Source organism: Pantoea sp. PA1 (assembly GCF_056856975.1).
Window position 1 is genome coordinate 54,436 of record NZ_JBXGEE010000006.1, and the last position, 12,781, is coordinate 67,216.

General features: G+C 58.7%; 12 protein-coding genes. 9 read left to right on the forward strand and 3 right to left on the reverse strand.

Going from position 1 to position 12,781, the window contains the following annotated elements; all coding sequences use genetic code 11:
- Positions 1-43 precede the first annotated feature (43 nt).
- Positions 44-1,069 carry a LacI family DNA-binding transcriptional regulator gene (locus tag AC1V0D_RS18935; RefSeq protein WP_482907878.1) on the forward strand — a complete coding sequence of 342 codons (1,026 nt, stop codon included), beginning with the start codon at positions 44-46 and terminating at the stop codon, positions 1,067-1,069.
- Positions 1,070-1,179: 110 nt separating this feature from the next.
- Here AC1V0D_RS18935 and AC1V0D_RS18940 read toward each other — a convergent pair whose 3' ends face one another.
- Positions 1,180-1,383, reverse strand: a complete 204-nt coding sequence (locus AC1V0D_RS18940; protein ID WP_111208014.1) for a hypothetical protein — start codon at positions 1,381-1,383, stop codon at positions 1,180-1,182.
- Complete coding sequence (gene mchS3 / locus AC1V0D_RS18945) at positions 1,380-1,796, reverse strand: MchS3 family protein (protein WP_482907879.1); 417 nt, start codon at positions 1,794-1,796, stop codon at positions 1,380-1,382. Before mchS3 ends, AC1V0D_RS18940 begins: the two co-directional genes overlap by 4 nt.
- Positions 1,797-2,194: 398 nt before the next feature.
- Here mchS3 and AC1V0D_RS18950 point away from each other — a divergent pair, with 398 nt between their 5' ends.
- The 5 genes from AC1V0D_RS18950 to AC1V0D_RS18970 all read left to right on the forward strand — a co-directional run bounded on the left by AC1V0D_RS18950 (position 2,195) and on the right by AC1V0D_RS18970 (position 7,710).
- Complete coding sequence (locus tag AC1V0D_RS18950; RefSeq protein ID WP_482907880.1) at positions 2,195-2,944, forward strand: sugar phosphate isomerase/epimerase; 750 nt, start codon at positions 2,195-2,197, stop codon at positions 2,942-2,944.
- Positions 2,945-2,953: 9 nt separating this feature from the next.
- The gene (locus tag AC1V0D_RS18955) at positions 2,954-3,916 is read left to right on the forward strand and encodes a sugar kinase (protein ID WP_009088257.1); all 963 of its coding nucleotides are present in this window, start codon (positions 2,954-2,956) and stop codon (positions 3,914-3,916) included.
- A gap of 34 nt (positions 3,917-3,950) precedes the next feature.
- On the forward strand, positions 3,951-5,231 hold the full coding sequence (locus AC1V0D_RS18960) for an MFS transporter (RefSeq protein ID WP_009088258.1): 1,281 nt from the start codon (positions 3,951-3,953) through the stop codon (positions 5,229-5,231).
- Between the two features lie 172 nt (positions 5,232-5,403).
- Positions 5,404-6,378: a glyoxylate/hydroxypyruvate reductase GhrB gene (gene ghrB / locus AC1V0D_RS18965; protein ID WP_009088261.1), complete on the forward strand. Its 975-nt coding sequence runs from the start codon at positions 5,404-5,406 to the stop codon at positions 6,376-6,378.
- 81 nt (positions 6,379-6,459) lie between these two features.
- Positions 6,460-7,710: a valine--pyruvate transaminase gene (locus AC1V0D_RS18970; protein ID WP_482907881.1), complete on the forward strand. Its 1,251-nt coding sequence runs from the start codon at positions 6,460-6,462 to the stop codon at positions 7,708-7,710.
- On the opposite strand, the gene AC1V0D_RS18975 is transcribed toward AC1V0D_RS18970, so the two are convergent.
- Positions 7,707-9,158, reverse strand: coding sequence for an aminotransferase-like domain-containing protein (locus tag AC1V0D_RS18975; RefSeq protein WP_150029950.1), 1,452 nt, complete (start codon positions 9,156-9,158; stop codon positions 7,707-7,709). The two genes, AC1V0D_RS18970 and AC1V0D_RS18975, sit on opposite strands and share 4 nt — an antisense overlap.
- A 168-nt stretch (positions 9,159-9,326) precedes the next feature.
- Here AC1V0D_RS18975 and AC1V0D_RS18980 point away from each other — a divergent pair, with 168 nt between their 5' ends.
- From AC1V0D_RS18980 to AC1V0D_RS18990, 3 genes are read left to right on the forward strand one after another with little or no spacing between them, the layout of a single operon-like run.
- The gene (locus tag AC1V0D_RS18980; RefSeq protein ID WP_312830080.1) at positions 9,327-10,790 is read left to right on the forward strand and encodes a hypothetical protein; all 1,464 of its coding nucleotides are present in this window, start codon (positions 9,327-9,329) and stop codon (positions 10,788-10,790) included.
- Between the two features lie 17 nt (positions 10,791-10,807).
- The gene (locus AC1V0D_RS18985; RefSeq protein ID WP_482907882.1) at positions 10,808-12,082 is read left to right on the forward strand and encodes an ATP-grasp domain-containing protein; all 1,275 of its coding nucleotides are present in this window, start codon (positions 10,808-10,810) and stop codon (positions 12,080-12,082) included.
- The gene (locus tag AC1V0D_RS18990; protein WP_033736116.1) at positions 12,070-12,777 is read left to right on the forward strand and encodes a class II glutamine amidotransferase; all 708 of its coding nucleotides are present in this window, start codon (positions 12,070-12,072) and stop codon (positions 12,775-12,777) included. Before AC1V0D_RS18985 ends, AC1V0D_RS18990 begins: the two co-directional genes overlap by 13 nt.
- Positions 12,778-12,781: the final 4 nt, after the last annotated feature.

A 12,781-nucleotide genomic window follows, 5' to 3' on the forward strand; every position in this document is an offset into this window, starting at 1 on the left:
TTGTGCTAGTCTCTGCCGAATTTATAATTTTGCAGGATATCTCATGAAAACCAGGCCGCCTCGCGCCACCATCAGCGATGTTGCTCACGCGGCTCGGACCGGTAAAACCAGCGTTTCACGTTATCTGAACGGTGAACTGCATCTGCTCTCCGCCGATCTGAAAGCGCGGATTGAACAGGCGATAGCGGACCTCAGCTATCGTCCGAGCCAGATGGCACGCGGTCTGAAACGTGGGCGTACGCGCCTGATTGGGCTGATTATCGCCGATATCACCAACCCCTATTCCGTCGATGTCATGAGTGGCATTGAAGCCGCCTGTCGTGAGCAGGGCTTTACGCTGCTGATGTGTAATACCAACAACGAAGTGGATCTGGAGCAGCACTACCTCCAGCTTCTGAGCAGTTATCAGGTTGAAGGCATCGTGGTTAATGCGGTCGGGATGCGCGAAGAGGTGCTGAATCATCTGCAGCAGTCCCTGCTGCCGATGGTGCTGATTGACCGCAAAATCCCCGATTTTCCCTGCGATGTGGTGGGCCTGAACAACGCCGAAGCCGCCGAAACCGCTACGCGCCATCTGGTCGACAATGGCTATGAGGTATTGATGTTTCTCAGTGAGCCGCTGGGCAGTGTCAATACGCGCCGCGAGCGTCTGCAGGCGTTTCGCCATCTGCTGGTGGCGCATCCGCAGGTTGAGCATCAGAATGTGGAAGTGGTGCTGCATCAGCCCGATGCGCTTGACGCGGCGCTGCTGGCATTCCATCAGCAGCATGCGGGCAAACGCTGTGCGGTAATGGTCGCCAACGGGGCGCTGACGCTGCAGGTGGCGCGATCGCTGCAGCGACTCAACCTGCAGTGGGGCCGCGATATCGGCCTGCTCGGTTTCGATGAGCTGGAGTGGGCGGCGCTGGCCGGTGTCGGGATTACCACGCTGAAACAGCCGACCTGGCAGATTGGCTTCAGTGCGCTGGAGCGACTGATTGCCCGTATTGATGGCAGTGACCTGCCGGTTGCCGAACAGGTGTTCTCCGGCGAACTGATCGTTCGCGGCTCCAGCCAGCCGCTTCCCTGAGGTGCAGGTTTGTTCTTACTTCGGGCTGTGCGGGCAAATCAGAGAGTGTGCCGTTAAGGTATTGTCGAAAGGGACGAAAGAAGCCTGCTCAGGACAGGCTTCTTACTGGCTTACAAAGGCAGGCCGGAGAGAGTTAAATTAACAGCACACACGCTGAGAGGGCCTGGGCCTGGTGTCGAGAAAACTTTTATATTATCAAACCATTCATCCGGGCTTCCCCCGAAGATAATAAAGTTTTTTTCTGGCTCGCCTGAATCACTCATATTCACGGCGCCAGCAACGCGTTCGGCTTCTGACTTATCTATGTTTCTCATTTCGATCTCCTTAATTTGCATCCGTGTAGTCGTATATTTTCGATAATCTTTTCTAAGGATTCCTGCCTGAGGATGTCGCCCGTTAATAGCGTTACAGGCAGATTATTATATTCTTTTCTTACTTTTATTTTGTCTATCTCTTTTTTCTGCCAAAGACCGCATGCCGCCCAGGCTTTACCTTCAGGCGTGGCGGTTGCAGATTCCATCACACTTTCAAATATCTTTACGGAGTTGTTATCTTTTAAAGTTTTTTCGTATGTCAGTTGTTGCGGCATTTCCTTCGTAATAAATCCATTGAAGCCCATCGAAAATAGAGTGGCAGTGGAGAGTTCCTTTTCTATGTCCTGATCGGATTGGGCTGAAACCGTTGTTAATCCTGAAGCAAGTAATCGTGTTATTAAAATCCATTTCATTTGCAAAACCTCCGTTTGCTATCTTATTACCGACTATAAATGACGCTGAGCAATAATAGGATGGAAATAAGGGAATTAAATTTAACAGCATCATAAAATGACGGTTTTGGTTTTTTCCGATCCGTTTTTGCATTAATCCCGCTAACGCTTTTCAGTAACGATGACTTCATAGCTATCCGCATCCCTCTTAAAATGATAAAAATCCTCACTTTTTTCCTTCATCGGAGCTCTCTGATATGCACTTAGCGTACAATCCTGCGTTTGTAAGCCTCAGACCTCTCTTCGTGCTCGCTTCGTGAGCACGATCATAGTTTCACAGTTTGCTGCTTTGCTTTGGAACCGGTTCCATTTAGGGTTTTTGTATCCGCTACGCGCAAAAACCTGCCATGGAGCAGAACATGAAACCTGACATCATTGTGGTGACCGCCGCTTATGGCCATGCGCAGATCGCCGCACTCGGCGGCCAGACTGCGCTGCTGCCGATCATTCAGCAGGCTGGTGCTGATGGCGTCGAAATCCGCCGCGAACTGCTTGATGACGCGGCGCTGGCCGATCTGCCCGCACTGGCGCAGGCGGTGGCACAGCATCAGCTTCAGGCCAGCTATTCGGTGCCCGATACGCTGTTTTGTGACGGCGGCGAAATCAATCCGCGCATAACCCACTACGTTGAAGAAGCACGCCAGTTAAATGCACAGCGGCTGAAAGTTGCGCTGGGACATTTCACCGGCGCACTTCACCTTGAAACGCTGCAGGCGCATCTGGCAGCACTGCCGTGTGAACTGACGGTGGAAAACGATCAGACCGAACAGGGCAAACTCGCCCCCTCCGTCGCGTTTTTCACGGCGATCAGGGAAGCCGGGCTACCGATCACGATGACCTTCGACATGGGGAACTGGTGCTGGACCGGCGAAAACGCCTTCCAGGCCGCGCAGCAGCTGGCCGCGCAGGTCGGCTATGTGCATGTCAAAGCTGCCGTTCCGCATCAGGAGAGTTTCCGGGCAATTGCGCTGGATGAGGCGGACGCTGGCTGGCGTGACCTGCTGCAACAGCTGCCCGGCTCGGTGCCGCGCGGTATTGAATTTCCGCTGGAAGGCGACGATCTGATTGCGGTGACGCGCCACTATGTGTCGCTGCTGCGCAATGTGTAAGGAGTAAAAATGAGTCATCACACCCAATATCACACCGGTCCGCTTGATGTGGTCACCATCGGGGAAGCGATGGCGATGTTTGTCGCCCGTGAAACCGGCGATCTCGCCGCCGCAGAGACCTTTGTTAAACGCGCAGCAGGCGCAGAACTCAATGTCGCGACCGGCCTGGCGCGTCTTGGCCTGAAAGTGGGCTGGGTCAGCCGGGTTGGCGATGACGCCTTTGGTCGTTTTATCTGCCAGCAGCTGAAAAAAGAGGGCATTGACCACGCCCGGGTCACGGTCGATAACCGTTATCCCACCGGTTTCCAGCTGAAATCCAAAGTCGATGATGGCTCTGACCCGCTGGTGGAGTATTTCCGTAAAGGCTCGGCGGCCAGCCATCTGTCGGTTGACGATTTTGACGCGGACTACTTTGGCTCGGCACGCCATCTGCACCTCAGCGGGGTGGCGGCAGCGCTCTCGGAGAGTTCACTGGAACTGCTGAAGCACACGGCCAAAGAGATGCGTGCGCGTGGGAAAACCATTTCGTTTGATCCCAATCTGCGGCCGGTGCTGTGGCGCAGTGAAGAGGAGATGCGTAAGCAGCTCAATCTGCTGGCGGAGTATGCCGACTGGGTACTGCCAGGCGAAAAAGAGGGGCTGATCCTGACCGGTTACCGTCAGCCGGAAGCGATTGCAGATTTCTATCTCGATAAGGGTGTGAAAGCGGTCGTGATTAAAACCGGTTGTGACGGCGCCTGGTACAAAACCGCACAGGGTGAACAGGGACAGGTGGCGGCGATAAAAGTCGACAACGTGGTCGACACCGTAGGGGCCGGTGACGGTTTTGCCGTCGGCGTGATCAGCGCCCTGCTGGAAGGTCAGACGCTGCCGCAGGCGATTCGCCGCGGCAACAAAATTGGTTCGATGGCGATTCAGGTCATTGGTGACAGCGAAGGTCTGCCGACGCGTCAGCAACTGGGCGACGAGTAGTTCACGCGCCCCTCTACAGACACAGGAGTTCCCGATGAAAAAGCAGACAATCGCGCCAAAACGCTGGTGGTTCATCATGCCCATCGTGTTTATCACCTACAGCCTGGCGTATCTCGATCGTGCAAACTTTAGCTTCGCCTCTGCCGCCGGGATTAATGACGATCTCGGCATCACCAAAGGCATGTCCTCGCTGCTGGGCGCGCTGTTCTTCCTGGGATACTTCTTTTTCCAGATCCCGGGCGCAATCTATGCCGAACGCCGCAGCGTGAAGAAACTGATTTTCGGCTGCCTGATCCTGTGGGGTGGCTGTGCATCGCTGACCGGTGTGGTCAGCAACATTCCGATGCTGGCAGCGATTCGCTTTGTGCTGGGCGTGGTGGAAGCGGCGGTGATGCCGGCCATGCTGATTTACATCAGCAACTGGTTTACCAAATCGGAACGTTCGCGCGCCAATACCTTTCTGATCCTGGGGAACCCGGTCACGGTGCTCTGGATGTCGGTGGTGTCGGGCTATCTGATCGAATCCTTCGGCTGGCGTGAGATGTTTATCATTGAAGGGATTCCGGCGGTCATCTGGGCGATTGCCTGGTGGTTCCTGGTGCAGGATAAGCCGTCTCAGGCGCGCTGGATGAGCGATGCAGAGAAAGCGGCCCTGCAGGCTGAGCTGCAAAAAGAGCAGGAAAACATCAAGGCGGTGCGTAACTACGGTGAAGCGTTCCGCAACCGCAATGTGATCATCCTCTGCCTGCAATATTTTGCCTGGAGCATCGGTGTATATGGCTTTGTGCTGTGGCTGCCGTCGATTCTGCGTAACGGCACGCAGATGGGCATGGTTGAAGCGGGCTGGCTGTCAGCGGTGCCTTATCTGGCGGCAACCATTGCGATGGTCGTGGTCTCCTGGGCGTCGGACAAAACCCAGAATCGTAAGCTGTTTGTCTGGCCGCTGCTGCTGGTGGGGGCGCTGGCGTTCCTTGGCTCTTACCTGGTCGGCTCAAGCAACTTCTGGGCCTCCTACACCCTGCTGGTGATTGCCGGTGCCGCGATGTATGCGCCTTACGGACCGTTCTTCGCCATTATTCCTGAGATGCTGCCACGCAACGTCGCGGGCGGGGCAATGGCACTGATCAACAGTATGGGTGCACTGGGGTCATTTATCGGTTCATGGATCGTCGGCTATCTTAATGGGGCGACCGGCAGCCCGGCAGCCTCCTACATCTTTATGGGTTCGGCTCTGCTGGTGTCGGTGTGGCTGACGCTGATTGTGAAACCGGCGCAGAACAAAGCGCCGCCGCTGCGGGGCGCAAAACCGGCCTGAAAGCGTAAACGCTGAAGCGGGATGGCCCGGTGCAGCTCCACAACGCCTGCACCGTTCGCACAGGCCTTGCCGGGCCTGTACGGAGGCCGCCCGGGCGTAAACGTCAGCCTCTGTTTTCTCCGGGCGGCCCGCAAGCCGCCCGCTACTTATTTGTTTGATCGGGAGCCACTGAATGAAACCCGCTGTAATTCTCTATAAAAAACTGCCTGACGACCTCTATGCGCGCCTGGCTGAACAGTGTGACGTGACGGAAGTGAGCAATCTTTCGCCAGAGAGCCAGCAGCAGCACGCTGCGGCGTTCCGCCAGGCCGAGGGCCTGCTGGGATCGGGCGGAAAAGTGAATGGCGAGCTGCTGGCGAACATGCCTAATCTGCGCGTCTGCTCCAGTGTCTCGGTGGGCTATGACAATTTTGACGTGGCGGCGCTGAATGCGCGTCATGTGGTGCTGATGCACACCCCGACCGTGCTGACGGAAACCGTGGCTGACACCATGATGGCGCTGGTGCTGAGCACCGCGCGTCGGGTGCCGGAGCTGGATGCCTGGGTCAAAGCGGGCCACTGGCAGAAGAGCATTGGACCTGCGCAGTTCGGCATCGACGTACACCATAAAACGCTGGGCATTCTCGGCATGGGACGGATCGGGATGGCGCTGGCGCAGCGCGCCCACTTTGGCTTCGGCATGAAAATCCTCTACAACGCGCGCCGTGAGCATGAGGAGGCGCAGTCGCGCTTTGGCGCGCAGCGCTGCGAACTGAAAGAGCTGCTGCAGCAGAGTGATTTTGTCTGCATCAGCCTGCCGCTGACTGACGAAACCCACCATCTGATTGGGGCTGCCGAGCTGGAACTGATGAAGCCGGATGCGGTACTGATCAACGCCGGTCGCGGGCCGGTGGTGGATGAGAAGGCGCTGATCGCCGCGCTGCAAGCGGGCAAACTGCACGCCGCCGGGCTGGATGTGTTTGAGCAGGAGCCGGTTCCTGCCGACTCTCCGCTACTGTCGTTGCCGAACGTGGTGACGCTGCCGCACATCGGTTCTGCCACCCACGAAACCCGCTACGGCATGATGCAGGATGCGGTAGAGAATCTTATCGCCGCGCTCGGCGGAAACGTCGATAAAAACTGCGTTAACCCTCAGGCGCTGAAATAATCGCCACGCCTTTCCATTGCGCCCGCCGATGGCGGGCGTTATGGTGAACCCCCGATTCGCAATCACAAATTTTTAACCGCTATGTCCTTTTCTCAGTTCGGCGACAAATTTACCCAACATTCCGGCATTTCACGTCTGATGGAAGATATGGGCGCAGGCCTGCGTACGCCCGGCACCATCATGCTTGGCGGCGGTAATCCGGCGCAGATCCCGGCCATGAACGACTACTTTCAGCAGCTGCTGCTGCAGATGCATGAGGAGGGCAAACTCAGCGAAGCACTGTGCAATTACGACGGCCCGCGCGGCAAAGCGACGCTGCTGGAGTCACTGGCCGGGCTGCTGCGCGACCAGCTTGGCTGGCCGATTACCGCGCAGAATATCGCGCTGACTAACGGCAGCCAGAGCGCCTTCTTCTATCTGTTTAACCTGTTTGCCGGTCGCCGCGCCGACGGCAGCAAAAAGCGGGTGCTGTTTCCGCTGGCGCCTGAGTACCTCGGCTATGCGGATGCCGGTCTGGAAGAGGAGCTGTTTGTGTCGGCGAAGCCGAACATTGAGCTGCTGCCGGAGGGACAGTTTAAATATCATGTCGATTTCGAGCATCTGCCGATGAATGATGAGGTCGGGCTGATCTGCGTCTCGCGTCCGACCAACCCCACCGGCAACGTGATCACCGATGAGGAGCTGATCCAGCTGGATGCGCTGGCGCAGCAGCATGATGTGCCGCTGCTGATCGACAATGCCTACGGCGTGCCGTTCCCCGGCATCATCTTCAGCGAAGTGCGTCCGCTGTGGAATCCCAACATTATTCTCTGCATGAGCCTGTCGAAACTTGGCCTGCCGGGCGCGCGCTGCGGCATCATTATCGCAGACGAGAAGACCATCTCTGCGCTGAGCAACATGAACGGCATCATCAGCCTGGCCCCCGGCAGTATTGGCCCGGCCATCGCCAATGAGATGATTCGTCGCGGCGATCTGCTGCGGCTCTCCGAAGAGGTGATTAAGCCGTTTTATCAGCAGAAGGTTGCGCAGACGATTGCGATCCTGCGCCGCCATCTGTCAGAAGAGCGCTGCCTGATCCACAAGCCGGAAGGGGCGATTTTCCTCTGGCTCTGGTTCCGCGATCTGCCGATCACCACGGAAACGCTCTATCAGCGGCTGAAAGCGCGCGGGGTGCTGATGGTGCCGGGCCACTTCTTCTTTCCGGGGCTGGAGCAGGCGTGGCCGCACACCCACCAGTGTATGCGGATGAACTACGTGCCGGATGCGGAGAACATCGAGCGGGCGGTGCAGATTCTGGCGGAAGAGGTAGAGAACGCCTGGCGCGACAGCTAAGCCTGCGCGTCGGTTAACGACAGCTGGCACCACTGCGCCAGCTGTCGGATCGCCTGTTCCACTTCCGCATTCCAGCCAAAACCGGCATTCAGCCGGAAACAGTGATCGTAGCGCTGATCGGTGGCAAAAATATGGCCCGGCGCAATCCCGATGCCCGCGTTGCGCGCCTTCAGAAACAGTTCGCGCACGTTCAGCGCCTGCGGCGGCATGGCGACCCACAGCACATATCCCCCTTCCGGGTCGGAGACCGTTGTCCCGGCCGGAAACTCCCGCAGCACCGACTGACGCATTTCGCTGATTTGCCGCGCCAGTTCGCGCCGCAGCTTGCGCAGGTGAGCATCATAGCCGCCGCTGCGCAGCAGTTCCGCCACCGCCGCCTGCGACAGCACCGAGGTGCCCATGGTGGAGGTATATTTCAGCGAGGCGATCTTACGCATGTAGTTGACGCTGTGGACCCAGCCGATGCGGATGCCGGGTGCCACGGTTTTCGAGAAGCCGCTGCAGAGAATAGCATTGGGGCTGAAGGCGCGCATTGGGAAAGGGCGACGCTCACCAAAGGCGGTATCGCCAAAAATATCATCCTCAATGATCACCACATCGTTTTCATCGGCCTGGCGCGCAATATAGGCTTTCTGCTCGTTGGGAATGCTTTTTCCCAGCGGATTGTTGACGTTGCACAGCGTCAGAAAGACCCGCACCGCTTTGCGCTGAAACAGACGGGTGAGGGTTGCCACATTCACATAGCCTTCCGGCCCGGCTTCCACTTCAATCACCCGTAAATTGAGGTTATGCAGCATCTGCAGCAGGACGAAATAGCAGGGGGACTCCACCGCCACCACATCGCCTGGCTGCGTGGTGGCGCGCAGTGACAGCGAGATCGCCTCAATGCAGCCGTTGGTGATCAGAATATCGTCGGCGCTGATATTGCAGCCGTAATCGACCGCGCGCCGGGCAATCTCCGTTTTCAGCGGCGCATAGCCGGTGCCCTTCACCGTGTTACCGAGCAGGGCGGGTTTGCTGTAACCCATCTGGCGCATCAGCAGGCCAATCCGCCTGATCGGATAGAGGGCACTGTCGCCGTTCGCCAGATCGAGGCGCACCCGGCAGTCTGATCCGAGCATCGCCAGATGCAGTTCGGTCTGCTCATCCAGCGGGGCGATGGCGCGCGGCTGTTCGCTGACGGCGGGTAACGCACGCGAAGCGGGCCGCTGTGGGGCAACAAAAAAGCCCGACTTCGGGCGGGCGACGGCGTAGCGCTCATCTTCCAGCGTACGCAGGGTTTTCAGGGCAGTGGTGAGGCTGACATTGTACTGTGTCGCCAGGGTGCGCACCGAGGGCAGGCGGCTGTCGGGTGCCAGTGAACCGGCATGGATTGCCTGTTTAATCTGTTCTGCTATCTGGCGATAACGGCTGCTCTGACTCTCCTGTTCCCCGATAACCCCGGTCATCTGTTCCACCCCATATCGCGCTGATCTGTGCATATTCAACAGAGTACATTCAAAGTACTTTAGGCTGCATCTCTTAATTATTCATGACGCTAAACGGCGCACAGCGCCCGGCTGCCGTCGGGCCTGTGGCCATAACGGCAGGCCGTTCACCTAAGGAAAATGTGAAAGATGAATAATCTGCCCGCCATGATGAAAGCAATGGAAGCGTATCTCTCACCGGCCATCATCGCGTCGGCTCAGCGCTGTTCGGCCCGTCTGCTGGCGGCGTTACCCGATAAGCAGCCTGAGAACAACCGCGTCCTGCTCGCCTATGGCGGCGGCAAAGACAGCAGCTACATGGTGGCTTACGTGCGCTACATTCAGGGGCTGATTTGGCAGCAGCAGGGCACCACCTTTCATCTGCGGGTCAGCACCAACCGTCACGCGGCGATGAACCAGAGCGTCATGGATAATATTCACCGCGTTTATCAGTCGCTGGCGATGCATGACGATGAACGGGTGACCTGTCTGGTGGTGGATGGTCTGCTGATCCGCCCTTTCGCCCGCGATCTGCCGATGCCGGACAGCGTGCGTGAGCAGAACCGCAACGATGTGCTGATGAATGGCCACCGCTTTCGCGCCGATGCGCGCTCCACCTTCTGCAACGCCTGCAACCTCAGCATGGTCAACTCCTTTGGCCTTGCGGCGGACTACAACGGCGGTGTGGATATGATTATCACCGGCGATTCGCCGCAGGAGCAGGCCGCCTATGTTGCCTGGGCGCGGCACCTCTCACGACTGTTTGATGCGCCGGTCGCGGAAAAAAGCCGTGGCTTCAGCGGGTTCCTGCAGACGCTGGATGGCGTCGCAGAGCGCTACTTCAGCGACATCTACGGGGCCGGCCAGCTCACTCCCGCGCACCGCATCACCCATCAGCTGGCGCGCGATCCGCTCTTCTTCAATATCTATCAGGACACGGCCTATGAAGCAGGTGCGCACTGGGCGCTGCTCAGCGACTTTATGGGCTTCCGGTTTGATGAACTGATGTTCAGCTTTTCTGAGTCCGACTGCGGTAACCCGACGCTGATGGCGCATCTGCGCGGACTGCGGGCCGAAACGCTCCTGCAGCGCAGCTACGCCGAGGGGATCCGTGAATATGTGCGTTTTGCGCTGGGGCTGATGGTGAAGAAAGATTTTCCCCCGCAGCTGATCGACGAGATGGCGGCGCGCTATCAGGATGACGCCGCGATCCGGCAGCAGCGGCAGCGCGCAGCCGCGTTCGCCGTGCAGACGTTTGACCTCAGCGAAGCGCAGCTGATCTGCATGATCTACTCGCCCTTTCTGGGACAGGGCCAGCAGCTCGGTCACTGGCTGACCGGGCAGCAGATCGCGCTGGAAGAGGCCGCTATCCGCGACCTGCTTGAGCAACGCAGTCAGGATGTCGCGCTGGCCAGGGCGTTAACGCACCTCTCCGGCATGACGCTGACACAGATGCGCCACTGCTGGCAGAGCAAGCCGGTCAGTTCGCTGCTGGAGGGCAAAAGCCCCGATCCCCTGTCGCGCGTGCTGCGCTTCGATCCCCACAAAGCGGTGATTCAGGTCAGTAACGGTGTGCTCAATGACACGGTGACAGAAGTCATCTCCGGGCGATAACCCGGTAAGGCGAGGCGATGAAAAAGATTTTTCTGCAAATTGGCGCCACCCGCGATGGACAGAACCCTTACTGCGCGGTGGCAAAGCGCGAAGGCTATTTCACCGTGCTGGCGGAAATGGGCGACTTTGTCGATTACCAGTCACTAAGCCTGGCGCTGCCTTTTGATCTGATTATTCGCCTCGACCGCCCTGAGAATCCGTGGGAGGTGATGCAGGCTTATCTGCACGCCGGTTTACTGGCGCATCCGCTGGTGGTGCTGGCGGGCTTTGAAGCTTACAACGCCAGCGCCGGGCGACTGCGCGACATGCTGGCCGGGCCGGACGCGCCCGCCGCCTTTATCCCGCTGGATAAATATGCGCAGCGCATGGCGCTGAAAAAAGCCTGGCCGCGCTTCCCGCAGCCGGAGTTCCGCTTTTTTGCCTCGCCGCTCAGCATTCTGGATGCGGAGCAGGCGCTCATCTACCCCTGCGTCGTCAAACCGGTAGATGGCGGCGGCGGGCTGGGCATCTGGCTGATTGAGCGGGCCGATCAGCTGCGCAGCGTGGTGAAGCAGCTGGTGCAGACCATGAACTATGGCGGGCGCGGCTTCAGCGGCTTTATCGTGGAAAGCGCCCTGATCGGCGAGGAGTTTTCGCTACAGGGTGTGGTCGCGCAGGGGCATCCCCGGGCGCTGACCTGCTGCCAGAAGGTGATTGAGCAGCACCGGGACAGCGAAGGCTGCGTCAGCTTTTATGAGTCGGGGCATGTGGCGATGGCAGCAGCGGCGCTGCCCGCCGCGTTCAGCGGTCTCATGACCTTCTGCTGCGAAACCTTTGGCTACCGTCAGGGCGCGTTTCATATCGATTTCATTGTGGTCAACGGCGTGCCGCATTTTCTGGAGATGGGGTTCCGGCTCTCTGGCATGGGGGTGGCGACGCTGGTTGAGGAGGCGACCGGTATCAACTGGGCTGAGGTGACTTTCCGGCTGGAGGCGGGAGGCACCCTGCCTGCCTTTGCCCTGAGCACGTCGCGCGCTGTTGGCCAGCTGCGCCTGCGCCAGCCCGCACAGCTGCAGGCGGCGGAACGCTGGATCGAACAGCATCAGCAGGGCGCGCTGTTACCCCCCCTCCGGTTGCCTGCGTTGCAGGTGTCATCCCGCTCATCGCTCTACGCCGATCTCACCCGTCACGCCGGCATTCTGGCGACCTTCAGCCTCAGCGCCCCGACGCGGGAGCCCGTTATGACCCTTTTTCAGCAGGTGATTGCCGCGCAGCCGGTGACCGCCGGGAGAGACAAAGTATGTGCAGAATGATTCTGGCGCATGGCAGGTTCGACAGCGCACAGATTCTGGAGGCGGCGCGCGCCATGAGCTGCGGCGAAGGAGCCGAACACGATGGCCCAATCAAATCCCATCCCAACGGCTGGGGCTGCCTGTGGCTGGAAGCGGGGGAGATCCGCACCCTGCACGGCACGGGCGCGTTTGCGGAGGCGCTGCCGGACATCGATGTGGATCGGCTGCGCAGTCCGTTTCTGGCCGTGCATGTGCGCCACGCCACGCTGAGTAAAAATCAGGGGCTGGCCTTTTCTCATCCGCTGACGCGCCACAGCGCGGGTCATCAGTGGTACATGATGCACAACGGCTTTCTGCCGACCATCCACCGCCAGCTTGGCCTGGCGGAATCCCGTTTCGATTCAGAAGAGTACCTGCGCTACCTGGTCGATCAGACCACGCCCGCCGACTTCACCCGCGACTATCTGCGCGCAAAGATGGCGCAGGTGGAACCCGGCGGCAGCGCAGGCAATGCCATTTTCGTCACCCGTGACAAAGCCTGGGCGTGGCAGTGGTATCCCCACGACACCCCCTGGCCTGACTATTTTACGATGCATTTTCGGCAACAGGAGGATTGCACGCTGATCGCTTCTGAACCCGTGACAATACCAGGCAGCGCCGGCAGCTGGCGGCGAATGAACAATCATGAACTCTATGAAATTCCGTTTAGGGAGTGATAAA